Annotated in this window: 12 protein-coding genes; 7 read left to right on the top strand and 5 right to left on the bottom strand. The window is 43.9% G+C overall.

Going from position 1 to position 15423, the window contains the following annotated elements; translation table 11 throughout:
• Positions 1-6: 6 nt before the first annotated feature.
• Positions 7-1896, bottom strand: coding sequence for a S9 family peptidase (locus tag FFF34_019065; GenBank protein ID TSD62635.1), 1890 nt, complete (start codon positions 1894-1896; stop codon positions 7-9).
• 129 nt (positions 1897-2025) lie between these two features.
• Between FFF34_019065 and FFF34_019060 the strand changes: the two genes are divergently transcribed.
• The 5 genes from FFF34_019060 (at position 2026) to FFF34_019040 (ending at position 8623) form a co-directional block, all read left to right on the top strand.
• A complete protein-coding gene (locus tag FFF34_019060) occupies positions 2026-3837 on the top strand; it encodes a tetratricopeptide repeat protein (protein TSD62634.1) in 1812 nt (603 codons plus the stop codon).
• A 187-nt stretch (positions 3838-4024) separates the two neighbouring features.
• Positions 4025-4327, top strand: coding sequence for a DUF4286 family protein (locus FFF34_019055; GenBank protein ID TSD62633.1), 303 nt, complete (start codon positions 4025-4027; stop codon positions 4325-4327).
• 2 nt (positions 4328-4329) lie between these two features.
• Positions 4330-4884 carry a dTDP-4-dehydrorhamnose 3,5-epimerase gene (gene rfbC, locus FFF34_019050; protein TSD62632.1) on the top strand — a complete coding sequence of 185 codons (555 nt, stop codon included), beginning with the start codon at positions 4330-4332 and terminating at the stop codon, positions 4882-4884.
• 164 nt (positions 4885-5048) lie between these two features.
• On the top strand, positions 5049-7838 hold the full coding sequence (locus FFF34_019045) for an outer membrane beta-barrel protein (protein TSD62631.1): 2790 nt from the start codon (positions 5049-5051) through the stop codon (positions 7836-7838).
• A 5-nt stretch (positions 7839-7843) separates the two neighbouring features.
• Positions 7844-8623, top strand: coding sequence for a GLPGLI family protein (locus FFF34_019040; GenBank protein ID TSD62630.1), 780 nt, complete (start codon positions 7844-7846; stop codon positions 8621-8623).
• A gap of 23 nt (positions 8624-8646) precedes the next feature.
• Here the strand turns inward: FFF34_019040 and FFF34_019035 are convergent, their stop codons facing one another.
• From FFF34_019035 to FFF34_019020, 4 genes are all read right to left on the bottom strand, one after another.
• Positions 8647-9519 carry a sugar phosphate isomerase/epimerase gene (locus FFF34_019035; GenBank protein TSD62629.1) on the bottom strand — a complete coding sequence of 291 codons (873 nt, stop codon included), beginning with the start codon at positions 9517-9519 and terminating at the stop codon, positions 8647-8649.
• Positions 9520-9999: 480 nt separating this feature from the next.
• Positions 10000-11187: a Gfo/Idh/MocA family oxidoreductase gene (locus FFF34_019030; protein ID TSD62628.1), complete on the bottom strand. Its 1188-nt coding sequence runs from the start codon at positions 11185-11187 to the stop codon at positions 10000-10002.
• 218 nt (positions 11188-11405) lie between these two features.
• Positions 11406-12155 carry a hypothetical protein gene (locus FFF34_019025; GenBank protein TSD62627.1) on the bottom strand — a complete coding sequence of 250 codons (750 nt, stop codon included), beginning with the start codon at positions 12153-12155 and terminating at the stop codon, positions 11406-11408.
• 71 nt (positions 12156-12226) lie between these two features.
• On the bottom strand, positions 12227-12427 hold the full coding sequence (locus tag FFF34_019020; GenBank protein TSD62626.1) for a hypothetical protein: 201 nt from the start codon (positions 12425-12427) through the stop codon (positions 12227-12229).
• Between the two features lie 564 nt (positions 12428-12991).
• Here FFF34_019020 and FFF34_019015 point away from each other — a divergent pair.
• Positions 12992-14065 carry an AAA family ATPase gene (locus tag FFF34_019015; protein ID TSD62625.1) on the top strand — a complete coding sequence of 358 codons (1074 nt, stop codon included), beginning with the start codon at positions 12992-12994 and terminating at the stop codon, positions 14063-14065.
• Positions 14066-14216: 151 nt separating this feature from the next.
• Positions 14217-15212, top strand: coding sequence for a hypothetical protein (locus FFF34_019010; GenBank protein TSD62624.1), 996 nt, complete (start codon positions 14217-14219; stop codon positions 15210-15212).
• Positions 15213-15423: the final 211 nt, after the last annotated feature.

Below are 15423 nucleotides of genomic sequence, written 5' to 3'. Positions count from 1 at the left end.
AACAGGTTAACGTTTAACCTGCATATTGGTGTCCAGAAATTTTTCTATCTCGCTATACATCTCTAAGCGGTTGTGTTCGCTTTTAAAGTAGGCGCGTTCGTTTTCTTTAAGGCGGTAAGTAACCGGCACATTACGTTTTTTTATCTCACGAACAAACTGGTTCAATTCGCTGATGTTAGCACGGGGATCTTTAGCTCCCTGAAAAATAAGCAGCGGACTTTTAATTTTATCGGTATGAAACACCGGCGATATTGCCCTTAACTGTTCGGCATCCGTTTCGGGGTTACCAATCATCTCGTATATCATGCTTAAATACGGCTTAAAAAATGGCGGCGCATCCTTTAAATAGGTAAAAAAGTTGATCAGGCCATATTTCATTATAGCGCAATTGTACAATTCGGGATGGAACGATACACCATATAATGCCGAGAAACCACCAAAACCCCCACCAAATATGGCTATCTTTTTAGGGTTTGCTATTTTATTGGCTATTAACCATTGTACCCCATCGGTAATATCCTGCTGTATCTTTCCGCCAACCTGCTTATAGCCTGCATTACGAAAAGCCTTGCCATAACCCGCCGATCCACGGTAATTCACCTGGAAAACGGCATAACCCCGGTTAGCCAAAAACTGCACTTCGGCATCGTAGCCCCACGAATCGCGGCCCCAAATACCGTCGTGCGGCATCACTACTACAGACAAATTGTTCCTGTCTTTATTCCTGGGGATGGTAAGATACCCGTTTATCAGCATGCCATCGCTTGCCTTAAAAGCAACCGGCTGCATATCGCATAATTCTTCAGCATGTATCTCGGGGTTTATATCGCCCAGTTTGCTTAACTTATCGTGGCTACGTTCATACAGGTAATACGATCCGGGGTTTTTATCAGTATAGCTTACTATTATAAATTTATTCTCGGCACTGTCCCGGTCAACAATCTCAAGGTTGTTCCCCTTTATTTTCCCCGACAAATTCTTATAAAGCTGTTCTACATCGCCATCTAAAAAATGCTTTTGCGGTTTTGCCTCTTCCCATGATACCATCTCTAAGCGACGTTTATTTTTAGAGTAGCTTACATCTAATATATCGGCCTTATCGCTTTGGTAAACTACCTTTACTTGTTTGCCATTTTCGGCATTAATCTCTATCAGAGCAGTTTTATCGCGGTTTACATTTGATAGCGCGTAAAAATTTTTGGCAACACCTGTAAACGCAATAGGCTCTACCCTGTCTTTAAAGTTATTTTTAATAATAGTGGTAAATCCGGCACTTTCGGTTGGGCGATACAATATACTTTCGTTCACCCCGTCAGATACCTTTACCATGCGTATACTGCCATCTGGGTCGGGGTACCATTTGGTAATGTTACCGGGGTTTAGCAGGTAGGGTTGCAAGTCGCCGGTTTTAACGTTTAAACGGTATACATCAAAATTTACCGGGTCGCGTTTGTTCATAGCCACGGTAATAATATCAGGGTTTTGGCGATTACGATTTAGTATACGTATGCGGGCCTTATCTAAATTGAGCAGGCTTTTTAGCTTTAGCGACGCTACATCAAGCGTGTAAAGCCGAAATTCATCTACCGCAATAATATCCTGTGTTAGTACAATTTGATTACTAAATGTCCAGGTGTAGTCACGTACCGAGTAATCGGTAAAGGTAGTAGCCATGTGTTCGGTACCGTCAACTAACGACCGGATGTAGATATTTTGCTTATCTTTATAAGGCTTTAAATAGGAGATGTAATTCCCGTCGGGCGATATCTTAAAAAAGGTTTTTTCGGGTGTTTTAAAAAAATCGCTTACAGCTATTTGCCGCACCGTGTTTTGCTTACATGCACACGCAAATATTAGGGCAATAACTATTAAAATTGATCTGAACCGACCGTACATGGATGTCAACTTAAATAAACAAGGGTCAAATTAGTTATTTTGATTAACCTTACACCAATGTCACTACAATTTTACCCTCTTAAAGCGTTATATAAAAAAGCCTAAACGGCTTATAAATATATAAAAAGAATGAAGCGTATACACCTGCTTATTTTATTTTTCACACTGCTTTACACAGCCGTTTTTGCACAAACAAACGATTTGGAATTGGCGCGCCAATATACTGCCAATGGCGAAACACAAAAGGCCCTTGACATATACCAGAAGCTATACCGGCAAGATAATGAGGCTTATTATCAGCAATATTTTAACAGCTTAATTACCGCCAAAAAATTTGATGACGCCGAAAGCATCACCAAAAAGATGATGAAAAAACACCCCGACGACATGGAGTACCCCGTGGCTTTGGGCGCTGTTTATACCCAGCAAGGCAATACGCCTAAAGCCGAAGCCATTTATGCCGACCTGATCAAAAACCTGCCTGCCGACCAAAACCAGATAGCCAGCCTGGCATCACAATTTTACCAGAATGCCAATGTTGATTATGCTGTGAAGATATTTAAGCAGGGCCGTAAGCTGCTAAATAACGATGCCCTGTTTAGTTTTGAACTGATAACCCTTTACCGCTACAAACGCGATAAGGTAGAACTTACCGAGGAGTACCTGAACTTTTTACCCCTTAACCCGGTATTTTTAAGCCAGGCCGAAAACACATTCTCATCGATATACGAAGGGCCCGATGATTATGCGATGCTAAAAACAGCCCTGCTAAAAAGAATACAAAAAGACCCGCAACAGGTGGTATACACCGATTTGCTAACCTGGCAGTTTTTGCAGCAAAAGGAATTTGACCAGGCCCTTAACCAGGTACTTGCACTAAGCCGCCGCCAAAACGATGATGGCAGTAAAGTGGCCGAGCTTAGCAAAACACTGGTGGCTAACGAGGCTTATGATGCCGCTATACGCGGGTACGAGTATATTATCAGTAAGGGTAATAAAGACGACCCCAATTATGTAGCGGCCAAAATAGAACTCATTAACACCAAAAACTTAAAGGTGACCAGCGGCAGGTACACGCAGACTGATCTGCTTAGTTTGGAGAGCGATTATATAAACCTGCTTGCCGAATTTGGCCGTACACGCAATACGGCTTTTGCCCTGCAAAAACTGGCCAATCTACAGGCTTTTAAACTCCATAAATTAAAAGATGCCCAAACACTGTTAGAGAGCACAATAACTATCCCCGGTGTAAGGCCGCAGTTATTGGCAAGCTGCAAGCTGGATTTAGGTGATATTTACTTACTGAACAACCAACCATGGGATGCCACGTTGGTTTACAGCCAGGTAGAAAAAGCCAACGTCAATACCCAAATTGGGCAAGATGCACTTTTGCGCAATGCTAAACTGGCCTATTATACCGGCGATTTTAACTGGGCGCGCAGGCAATTGGATATTTTAAAAGCAGCCACATCGCAATTAATAGCCAACGATGCGCTTAACCTTTCGTTATTAATAAGCGATAATTTGGCGGTTGACAGCAGCGGCAGTGCGTTAAAACTTTATGCAAGGGCCGACCTGTTGATATTTGCCGAGCAAACCACGAAGGCATTTACAACCCTGGATAGCATAGATAAACTATATCCCGGCAATTTGCTTGCCGCCGATATTTTAATGGCAAAGGCGCGTATACTGCTACAACAAAAAGATTATACCAATGCCACTGTGCTGCTCAAAAAAATTACCGAAAGCCATGCCGACGATCTTTGGGCCGATGACGCGGTATTTATGCTGGGCGATATTTACGAAACCAAACTTAACAACCCCGAACTGGCCAAAACCTATTACCAAAAAATAATAAGCAATTACCAGGGCAGCCTTTGGTTAAACGATGCCCGAAAGCGTTTCAGGCTGTTAAGGGGCGATAAGAACGATGGAACGTAGCAGGCGAGTTTCCACAACTCCACTACCAGCACCAATAGCCACAAAGCAACCGCTAAACGTGTAGTCATTTGGGTGTCCGTCCGTCCGATATAGCTACCGCTTCGGACATTGCAACTACGTTGGGGTTATTAATAGTTGAAATAAATTTAAAATCTGCAAAATCAAATGCAATCGGTATTTTTACAGCATGATTGTATATAACGATACTTTTATTTTAGATGATGCCATTGAGCAGGAATGGCTGCAATGGGTTAAAGAAGAGCATATACCCGCTGTAATGGCAACAGGGCACTTTAGCTCGTACAGGATATTGAACATTGTTGATTCGCCAAACGAGGGCACTACTTATTGTATCCAGTATAATGCCGATTCTATTGAAGATTTTAACGGTTTTTATGATAAACACTTGTTCCGTTTTCAGGATGCACATCACCAGCGCTTCCCCGAAAAGTTTGTAATGTTTAATACTTTAATGAAAACCGTAGACTAACCATGACCGTTACCGAAACCATTATCCCCGGCGTATTGATATTAGAACCCAAAGTTTTTACCGATGACAGAGGCTATTTTTATGAAAGCTATAACAAGCAAACACTGTTAAAAGCCGGCATAAACGAAGATTTTGTGCAAGACAATCAATCCATGTCAAAAAAAGGAACGCTGCGTGGCTTGCATGCCCAGGCTAATCCATTTGGCCAGGGTAAACTGGTTAGTGTAGTGCAAGGTGCCGTACTTGATGTTGCGGTAGATGCGCGCAAAGGATCGCCAACTTATGGCCGCCATATAAGTGTTGAATTATCGTTTAAAAACAAACTGCAATTATGGATACCCGTAGGTTGCCTGCACGGTTTTGTAACATTAGAAGACGATACCATATTTACTTATAAAGTAACCAATCATTACGATAAAGCATCAGAAACAGGCATCGTTTGGAACGATCCTACACTGGCTATTGGTTGGGGTATAGATGAACGAGACGCCCTGTTATCGGCTAAAGATCAGGAACTTCCCGCCTTTGCTACTTACGAAAGCCCCTTTACTTTTTAGTATTTTAAAAAAAATTACATTATACATTGTTAATATGTGTTTGCACGCATAAGTAACAATTATGTGACTTTAACATATGTGAGGCTATATTTAACACTTTTTAACAAGTGTAAATTTAATTACTAAGTTTTTAGTTATAACTTAGCTATCCTTAAACCTCACGAATGAAAATTTTTATTACAGCACTCGTACTGCAATGCTTGTGCTCCTTTGCTTGCCTTGCGCAAACAAACTACTCAGTTAAAGGCACCGTGGCCGATACTGTATCAAACGTTAAATTATCCAATTCTTCTGTCAGCATTTTAAACGCCAAAGATTCTACTTTAAGGAAATTTACGCGTGTTGCCCCTAACGGTAGCTTTAGCATGAGCAACCTAAACAAAGGCAATTTTATTTTGCTGATCACCTACCCCGGCTATGCTGATTACGTAGAAAAATTTACGTTAGATTCGGTAAAATCAACCCACGACTTCGGCAACGTTAGCTTACTGCTAAAATCGCGCTTGTTAAAAGAAGTGATTGTAAAAGGATCAGTAGCTGCCATTAAAATCAAAGGCGATACCACCGAGTTTAACCCCAAGGCTTTTAAAATAGAGCCTAATATGAAGGTAGAAGACCTGATACGTCAGCTACCCGGCATGCAGGTAGATAAGGATGGTAAAATTACCGCACAGGGCCAGGCCGTACCAAAGGTATTGGTTGATGGCGAGGAGTTTTTTGGCGATGACCCTACCCTGGTTACCAAAAACATACGTGCCGATATGGTAGATAAAGTACAGCTTTACGATAAAAAAAGCGACCAGGCCACCTTTACCGGTATTGATGACGGAGAGAAAACCAAAACCATCAACATTAAGCTAAAAGAAGATAAAAAGAACGGCTACTTTGGCAAGGTAGATGCAGGCATTGGTACCGATGGCTTTTACCAGGGCCAGGGCTTATATAACCGTTTTAAAGGGAAAAAGAAGTTTTCGGCCTATACTACGGTGAGTAACACAGGTAAAACCGGCTTAGGCTGGGAAGACAACAACAAACTGGGCACATCAGAAGGGCTACAGTTTGGCGATAGCGGCGAGATATATATTAACGGCGGAGATGACGATGATCTGGAATCGTGGGATGGCCGTTACAATGGCCGTGGCATACCCATTGCACGCACAGGTGGTTTACACTTTGATAATAAATGGAACGCTGATAAAGAATCTATTAATACCAACTATAAAATTGGCGACCTATCTGTTAACGGCACTGCCAATACCTTAACGCAAAATAATTTGCCGGGTAGGGTGTTAAACAGCAATTCCGACGAAACCACAAACAACTCGGTATTCAGGCAAAAGCTGGATGCGATGTTCCAGGTTAAGTTAGATACTACATCAAACCTTAAATTTACGGTTGATGGTACGGTTAAAAATACCAAAACCCGAACCTCAGATAACTCGCAAAGCTTTGAGAATGATTTATTGCTAAACAAGCAAGATCGCCATTTAACAAACGATGCCGATGGTAAAATATTTAATGCCACCGCATTTTATAACAAAAAGCTTAAAAAGGCAGGCCGTACCTTTTCGGTTAGCTTAGCTACCGGCATAAACGATAGCAAGGCCCAAGGTTATTTGAATGCCCATACCGATTACTACACCAAGGGCATATTAGATAGTACTAAGGTAGTTGACCAGTATAAAACCAACGACACAAAAAGCACCAAATTCCTTTCTAACGCCACTTATACCGAGCCCTTAAGCAAAAGCTTTTCATTGGTATTAAACTATGGGGTTAATATCAACAATGCCAACTCTAACAGGCAATCGTTTGATCAATCGGCACCGGGTGTTTATAATTTACTAAACGACTCGTTGAGCAGCAACTATAAATTTAACCAGTTTGCTAACCAGGGTGGTGCCATATTCAACTACAAAAAAGGCAAGCAAACCTTAAACTTTGGTACCAAGGTATCTGATGTAAGGTTTAAACAGGTTGACGAAGAAACCGGCAATGCCTTTAAGCGTAGCTTTACCAACTGGAACCCGCAGGCCAGCTACCAGTATCGTATATCGCAGCAGCAGTCGTTCAGGTTTAACTATAATGGCAACCCTACACAACCTACTATAGACCAAATACAACCTATACGCATCAACAACGATCCGTTGAATATCACATTAGGTAACCCGAATTTAGATCCATCGTTTACACACCGTGTATCTGCCAACTACAACTCCTATAAGGTACTTAGCGGGCAATCTATATGGTTAAATGGTTCGTACTCGGTTACTACTAACCCTATTGTAAGCAACATCACTACCGATACTACAGGTAAAAGCACTATACAGTATTTAAACCTGCCGGGTAAAAAGCCTTCAAACTTTTATGGCAGTGTTTACCTAAGCCGTAAAATACCTAACCCCGAATTTTATATAGGCTTAAACTTTAATGTTAACGGCAGTACCTACTTTAGCTTAAAAAACAGTGCTTTAAACAAAACTACGTCCAATAGTTACCGCGGTGGCTTAAGCATCGACAAATACGTGGCTAAAAAGTATAACTTTAGTATACAGGCAGGCCCTACCTACTCTACCGGGCAATCATCGTTACAACCCGACCTGAATAACAATGGCCGCGGTTTTAGCGGCAACGCACGCTTTAACGTTTACCTGCCCGGTAAAATACAGGTGGGTGCCGATGGCGATTATACTTACCAGGCAGCAACACAATCTTTTGCTACCGATTTTAGGCAGTTTATTGTGAATGCCAACCTAACCAAATCTTTCATGAAAGACGAAACCCTTAAGCTAAGCCTTAGCGGTAACGATTTACTGAACCAAAATCAGGGCTTTAGCCGCAATGCCGACGGGCAAAGCATCAACCAAAGCCGCTACACTACAATTAAACGATACTTTATGCTATCCGTTATCTGGGACTTTAACAAACTGGGCGGCGGGGCTCCAAAAAAATAACGAAGATGAAAAATTCAATATTACTATTATTGCTTGCCTGCTTTGTTAGCAGCAGCTTATTGGCACAAAACGCGCACTTTACCACAGCAGGTACCATCGAGTACGAAAAGAAGGTAAACATGTATGCCATTATCAAAAAACGCCTGGGTAAAGAGGAAGATAACAGCTTTGGCCAACAGGCCTTTGAGCAATACAAAAAAACACAGCCGCAATTCAAAACACTGGTAAGCACCTTAACCTTTACCGGCAACAAAACCTTTTTTAACCCAGCCCCCGCGCCCGAAACTACAGGCAACGGCTGGTTTGGTAACGAGCCATCGGCTACGCAAAATAACATTGTTTATACCGACCTTAATACGAATGTAAGCACCACCAACAAAAAGGTATTTGAAGAGCAGTTTTTGGTAAAAGATACCGTACGCAAGATAAACTGGAAAATAACCGACGAAACCCGCGAAATTGCAGGCTTTACCTGCCGCCGCGCCAACGCCATCGTAATGGATTCGGTTTATGTGGTGGCTTTTTACAGCGATGAGATACCTGTATCGGGCGGGCCCGAATCATTTACAGGGTTGCCGGGTATGATACTTGGTGTTGCCCTGCCACACGATAACATTACCTGGTTTGCCACCAAGGTAACCGATATGCCGGTTGCCGAAACTGCCCTTAAAGTGCCCAATAAAGGCAAGGCGGTTGATTATAAAGGGCTGGTAACCACCCTTAACAAAGCCCTTAAAAGCTGGGGCGAATATGCCCAGCAGTACTTTAGGGTATTTTTACTATAGCCAAACTCCAAAAAAATCAATAGTTACACCAGCCGCATGCCTTTTAGGTAGGCGGCATTTTTTTGCGCGCTTTGCAGCGGGGTTTCGTTTAGGTAGCGGCTTTGCTCAACAAAAAAGTACTCCATACCGTTATCTTCTGCTGCCGCGATGAGTTTGGGGAAGTTGATTACCCCCTCGCCTAAATCGCAAGCCGATTCCTCTTTACTGCCTGCCGGCAGGCGTTGCTTTAATACATCTCGCATGTGCATTAGCTTAAAGCGGCCCTTGTGTTGGCTTAAATAGGCATAAGGGTCCTGCCCCTGTGTTACGGTGTAGTATACATCCATTTGGTAGTATACCAAATCGGGGTCGGTGTGTTTTAGCAGTACATCAATGGGCAGGCGTCCGTCCACAGGTTGGTAGGGGTAATCGTGGGGGTGGTAGCCGTAGCGCAGGCCGTACTTTTGGCAAACGGTGCCCCGTTGGTTAAACACATCCGCGAAGCGTTTAAAATCGTCGATGCTTTTTTGGGGGCCAAGCCATGGGCATATCAGGTACTTCATACCAACTTCGGCACACCGGGCGGCAAGCCTTTCAAACTCCTGCGGGGTGCCATCGTTATAGTGCGTGCTGATGAGGCTTAACCCGTTATCGGCAGCCAGCTTTTTAAAATCGGTGTTGGTCATCCCCCAAAACACGCCCTTATCGCCGCCATAGCTTTCTATTTGCGTATAGCCCAGCTGGCCCAGCTTTTTAAGCGTACCGGGGGTATCGGCAGCCATCTCATCGCGCAGCATATAAAGCTGTATACCTGCGGCAGGTGTATGGTGGGCAATAGTCCGCGTACAGGCCTGTGTGGCTGCTGCCGCTGCTAATAAGGTAGTGTTGTAGATGAAGTTTCTTCTGTTCATGGTCATTAATTCATTGTGTCATTACGCTTCGCTGTCATTGGGTCATTGTATTCAAGCGTCATTGAGAGGTACGAAGCAATCTCTATGCAGGACGAGTAACGAGTTATGTATTTCAAACTTATGTGGCCCCGCTCACCGCCGCGGCAGGGCTCCTTCTTTTTCCTTGATGAAAAAGAAGCAAAAAATCAAGACAAAAAAATCCTTCCCCACACAGGCCTTTACCTTTTGGCCCGGTTTTTTGTCGGGCCTTTACGCTCGTTCGATACCTCTTCTAAACAAGTACTCTCCACATAATCAAGCTAATCCTCCAATCAAACCAATCAGCGGTGCAGACAATCTGCAAGCCCCCTCTAAATCTCTTCCATAAGGGGGAGACTTTTTAAAAATGTCCTCTCCTTTGGAGAGGGTTTGGGTGAGGCTTCCCGCAGTCGCCTTTATGAGTCGCTATACAACTACTCACCACTTAACTGCTCACCACTCACCAACCTACAAATCCCTCACCACCACTTCGCCTGTTACTTTATCTTTTAGTAACAGCTTTTTATCGCCGTGGGGTAGTATCTCTTCTTTTATCAAGTAGTACTGCTCGTTATAATTGGCAAACTCGGTGGCTATTTTGGTATCGGTATCGCCGCGCCAGTCGGTAAGGTTTACGGGTTCCCACACGCCGCTTTTGGCCGATGCGTAGGCCGCATCAATAATGGCGTTTACCACGTAGCCATCGTAAAAGGTTTCGGCTGGCGGGCGCTGCTGCTCAATAGCCTCAAACATATCGGTAAACATGTGGTTGTAGCCCAGCTCGTTCACCTCGTCGCCAACGGGGAAAAGCCAGCCGCTGCTGCTTTCGGCCTTTTCGGCAACGTAACCGCCGCCCTTGCCGGTGCTAAACATATCAAAGCCGGTACGCAAAAAGTTGTTTATCCAAATAGTGCCCTCGGTGCCCATCACCTCGTCGCGAAGGTCCATACCGCCGCGGAAGCACCAGCTTACCTCAAACTGCCCTATGGCGCCGTTGGCATACTTTACCATACCAATAGCATTGTCTTCGGCATCAATAGGGTGCACCTGCGTAGCCGCCCAGCACATCACCTCTACAGGTTTAATGTGCTTGCCTATGTAGCTGCGGGCAATTTCGATACAGTGGCAACCCAGATCGACAATGGCGCCGCCGCCGCTTTGCGTTTTATCCCAAAACCAGTTGCTGTGGGGGCCGGGGTGTGCCTCGCGGCTTTTGGCCCATAATACACGGCCCAGCGCGCCCGCCTTTACACTGGCAAGGCTTTTATTAAACTTGGGGGTGTAGCATAAATCCTCCAGGTAGCCGCCCATAACGCCGGCAGCCTCTACGGCATCCAGCATTTGTTTAGCCTCGGCAGCGGTGCGGCCCAGGGGTTTGGTGCACAGCACATGCTTGCCCGCCTTGGCGCAGGCCTCAACAGCGGCAAGGTGCAAATCGTTAGGGAGGCTGATGACCACTACATCCACATCGGGGTTGTTTACTACATCGTGCAGGCTATCGCTATACACGGGCAGCTTATAATCGTGGGCAAATTGTTTGGCTTTGTTAATATCCCTGCTGTACACGGCGTGCAGCACATCGGTTCGGCGGTGGCCAATTAACGAGTCGGCATAGAAACGCGCGATAAAGCCCGAACCCAGCATAGCAATTTTCATATATAAACGGTATTGGTTTTTATTATGGTTTGTAATTGGGGTTTAAGATAATTATTTTTTGATTACACCGATGGTGTTTTTTTGATTACACCGATGAGGTGCAGATATGCAGATGATAGATGTGCAGATTGCAGGGTGTCCGTCCGTTGGAGATGCGACAGTGGGTGGACGGTGCGGACGGGTTTAAAGCAGAGGTGGTAGGGTGCGGTAACTGGAATCTATAATTCAGGTGGTAAAAAAAACTCTTCGGCTGTATTTATGGGAATGATTTCGATTTCTTGTTTTTTCCAATTTGGCAATATCGATAAAAATCTATTTACTATATCATTAGGGTACAGATCTTGAATATAAATTTTCTTCAACCTAAACATAGATCTAATTATCTTTCTATCAACATCCCTATTGAAGAAAGGAAATGAATATCCAATTACAACCAATACCTCCGTTGTATCATGTAAAGCTGCTATTTTATTTAGTTTGTCAGTATCATTATACCAAGCGAAGTTTATATTTACCCGGGCACTAGAAAACTCTCTTCTATTTTTTATATGGCAAAACCCGTATTTCAGAGCCCAATCTATATCTTCAAGATCAACCTTATCTGATGATATATTTTTAATCAAATGATAAAAGCTTCCAAATGATTTATCAATCATATTACAAGACCCATTTATTTTTATTGAGTTGAATTCTTCCTTTTTCCAACTGTTCTCATTTTTATTAAATTTACTGTACTGCAAGCTATCAGTATGGTCATCTAACAGTTTCTGATATGCCAATTCAAACTGTAAATCATAATTCCACGTTAAAAATTTCAGATTTGACGGAAACTGGTATGCTGAGGAATTTAATATCGATATTAAAAATGTGTTGTATCTGGGATCTACACCGACAATCTTTTGTTCAAGATTAAAGTACAATGCAAGAATAAAAACCAATTCATTCACCTCACTACTTCTACTTGTCAAATGCAGCTTTTTCGCGTATGTATCTACAGTAGAATGATTTTGTGACGCATTATAAAGCTTATCAAACCCATCTAGGATAAATTGTTTGGCATCTTTGCTTTAAAACTAAAGTTGTTGACTGTCATTACCTCATCTTCCGGATATATGTACGATTTATCAAGATAGTCCTTAACAAACTTTATCCGATCAGGAAGACCTTTAATTGTTGGCAGTTTTAAAGCACTGGCCCCAGCCCCAAATAGATATGTAATTTTAGGCAATTCATTTTCCATGCTTAAATGTATAAAAAAATCCATCATCTCCCCCCGTCCGTCCGCTCCCTACCCTTACCCCCTCGGCCACTTTGGACGCTTTGGACACCTGCGGACAGCCCCTTTTTGTCCTTTTTACATATTAAGACCCTTTTTTCACTTTTTTGTCCCTCTCCCTATAAATTCTTCGTATTTTTTGTTGGTGCTGCTATAAATATTTCTCTTTTTTTGTTGGGGTAGGTTTTACACCCCATTATTTTACAATTTATTCTTGATAATTAAAGATTTATCTTTATATTTGTAATATCCCTTCAGCCGTACAGGCTTTTAATAACACACTGTCCGCACCGTCCAAACATTGTCGCACCTTTAAACGGACGGACACCTTTACAACCATCGTACTATAGCGCTGCCTGCCTAACCCGCCTTGCAGCGAAAGCCTTATATAAATATGGTTATTGGGGGGATTGTATTCGTTTCACTCATCTATTGATCATTTGGTCATTGGGTCATTGGGTCATTTTGCCGTATTCATTAAATGACCGCGTAGCAACCACGTAGCAAATAACATAATCAACATAAACAATGTATCCAAACAACCCTAACAGCGGCATGCGCATTGATGCCGCACAACTACAACAAGCCAGTTTAAACCAGCTTACCCAACCACAGCAAGAAACTACCGATAGCGTGCTGATGGTGCGTGGTGCCAACTACTGGATGAACGAGGCCAGCCAGCGTGCTATACCCCAAATGCTTTTTGGCAAGTTTTGGCACCAGGGCGAGGTATGCATACTTTTTGCCGATAGCAACCTGGGCAAAAGTATATTGGCCGTACAAATTGCCGATGCTATTACCAAAGGCATTAGCCAGCACCCTTTTGAGGTTGAGGCATTGGCACAACCCGTTATTTACTGCGATTTTGAGCTTACCGATAAACAGTTTGAGGCACGCTACAGCTTAAACTACGGGCACCACTACCTGTTTAACAGCAACTTTTTACGTGGCAAAATTAACCCCGATAGCGAGCTGCCCGAAGGCTTTACCGATTTTGACCAGCACCTGATATACGAGCTGGAGCAGGCTGTTGTACAAACCGGTACCAAGGTGCTTATTATTGATAACCTTACCTACCTGCGTAACGAAACCGAGCAGGCCAACGGTGCACTGCCTTTAATGAAACAGCTTAAAACGCTTAAAAACAAGTACGACCTAAGCATACTGGTGCTGGCACATACCCCCAAGCGCGACCTTAGCCAGCCTATTACCCGTAACGATTTGCAGGGCAGTAAAATGCTGATGAACTTTTGCGATAGTGCCTTTACCATTGGCGAAAGCAATGCCGATAACAACCTGCGCTACCTTAAGCAAATAAAACAACGCAATACCGAGCAGGTTTACGGCGAAAGCAATGTGTGTATTTGCCAGATAAGCAAGCCCCATAACTTTTTACACTACGAGTTTTTAAACTACGGGCAGGAGTGGGAGCAGCTTAAGCGCAAAAGCGAAGCCGTAACCGAGCAAATGGTACAAAAAGCGGTTGATTTAAACAACGAGGGCCTAAGCCTGCGCGAAATTGGCAAGGCACTAAACATATCGCACCAAAAGGCCGACAGGCTCATAAAAATGCACGCCCTTAAACAAAGCATAGGCAGGTAAGCAAAGCGTCCGTCCGCAGGGGTAACCCACCCTTTGCGGACGGACGGACAGGAGGGAATTGAAATTCTAAAGATCTAAGCTCTAAGTTCTAAACTCCAAATCTGCACATCTGTAATCTGCACATCTGTAATCTGCACATCTAACAACATATATGAATAAGTACCAATTACAACCTTATAAGGGTACGCAATCGCGGTATCGTTGCCCGAGGTGCAACCATCGCACCAAAACATTTACGTTATATATTGATATTGAAAGCGGCGGGCAGCTTGCGCCGCATGTTGGCCTGTGCGATAGGGTTGATAATTGCGGCTACCATTTTACCCCGCGCCAGTATTTTAGCCAGGTGGGCAATTATCCGCTGGCCATAAGCAACCGGCCCATAACAAAGCGTGCCAAGCAAACGGCCAAACCTAAACCGGCTACAGAGTATTACATACACCCCGACTATGTAAACGATAGCTTTGTAAACTATGCAGACAACCATTTTGTACAGTACCTTATTACGCGTTTCGGCTTTGATATTGCCGATACCCTTGTGGGCCGATACCGCATTGGCACCAGCAGCCATTGGCACGGCGCAACAATATTTTGGCAACTGGATGGCAACGGCTACGTGCGCACAGGCAAAATAATGCTGTACAATAAAACCACCGGCAAGCGGGTAAAGCAGCCTTATAACCACATTACCTGGGCACACACGCAACTACTAAAACAAGTGGGCAGCCTACAGTCAGCAGTGGGCAGCGATGATAAGCTAACTGCAAACAGCCAACAGCAAACTATAAATTTTACCCTTAACCAATGCCTTTTTGGCGAACATTTGTTGATCACATCGCCATATAAGCCTGTAGCTATTGTCGAGAGCGAGAAAACCGCCATAATAGCCAGTGCGTTAATGCCTGCGTTTATATGGCTGGCCAGCGGCAGTTTAGATGGGCTTAATGCCGATAAATGCCGTGTGCTGCAAAACAGGCAGGTAATGCTGTTCCCCGATGTAAATGCTTATGATAAATGGGTGGCCAAAGCCGGGCAGTTAAAAAGGGCGATGCCGGGCACCCGGTTTGAGGTATCGCGCCTGTTAGAGCAACAGGCAACCGATGCTGATAAAAAAGCCGGTGTTGATTTAGGCGATGTGCTGGTGTAGCAGATGTGCAGATTGTAGGTGTCCGCATTTGTAATTAGTTGTCGCACCTGCGGACGGACGGACGGATGCATATGCGGCTGTCATGCTGAGCTTGTCGAAGCACGGCGGGGAGGGCCTTTACGCACGCCCTTCGACGGGCTCAGGCTGACCCTGTTTTGATGTGCAGATTACAGATGTGCAGATGAGCTTCGGGTTATCAATAAAAAGCCTG

Origin of the sequence: Inquilinus sp. KBS0705 (genome assembly GCA_005938025.2) — a bacterium.
Classification (GTDB): Bacteria; Bacteroidota; Bacteroidia; order Sphingobacteriales; family Sphingobacteriaceae; genus Mucilaginibacter.
The sequence above is the reverse complement of the archived record's forward strand: the minus strand, read 5'-3'. Positions and strand labels throughout refer to the sequence as shown.

What these genes read in the sequence shown, in the direction of transcription:
- FFF34_019065 (TSD62635.1), bottom strand. Translation starts at nt 1,896, where the DNA reads ATGTACGGTCGGTTCAGATCAATTTTAATAGTTATTGCCCTAATATTT.
- FFF34_019060 (TSD62634.1), top strand. Translation starts at nt 2,026, where the DNA reads ATGAAGCGTATACACCTGCTTATTTTATTTTTCACACTGCTTTACACA.
- FFF34_019055 (TSD62633.1), top strand. Translation starts at nt 4,025, where the DNA reads ATGATTGTATATAACGATACTTTTATTTTAGATGATGCCATTGAGCAG.
- rfbC (TSD62632.1), top strand. Translation starts at nt 4,330, where the DNA reads ATGACCGTTACCGAAACCATTATCCCCGGCGTATTGATATTAGAACCC.
- FFF34_019045 (TSD62631.1), top strand. Translation starts at nt 5,049, where the DNA reads ATGAAAATTTTTATTACAGCACTCGTACTGCAATGCTTGTGCTCCTTT.
- FFF34_019040 (TSD62630.1), top strand. Translation starts at nt 7,844, where the DNA reads ATGAAAAATTCAATATTACTATTATTGCTTGCCTGCTTTGTTAGCAGC.
- FFF34_019035 (TSD62629.1), bottom strand. Translation starts at nt 9,519, where the DNA reads ATGACCATGAACAGAAGAAACTTCATCTACAACACTACCTTATTAGCA.
- FFF34_019030 (TSD62628.1), bottom strand. Translation starts at nt 11,187, where the DNA reads ATGAAAATTGCTATGCTGGGTTCGGGCTTTATCGCGCGTTTCTATGCC.
- FFF34_019020 (TSD62626.1), bottom strand. Translation starts at nt 12,427, where the DNA reads ATGGAAAATGAATTGCCTAAAATTACATATCTATTTGGGGCTGGGGCC.
- FFF34_019015 (TSD62625.1), top strand. Translation starts at nt 12,992, where the DNA reads ATGTATCCAAACAACCCTAACAGCGGCATGCGCATTGATGCCGCACAA.
- FFF34_019010 (TSD62624.1), top strand. Translation starts at nt 14,217, where the DNA reads ATGAATAAGTACCAATTACAACCTTATAAGGGTACGCAATCGCGGTAT.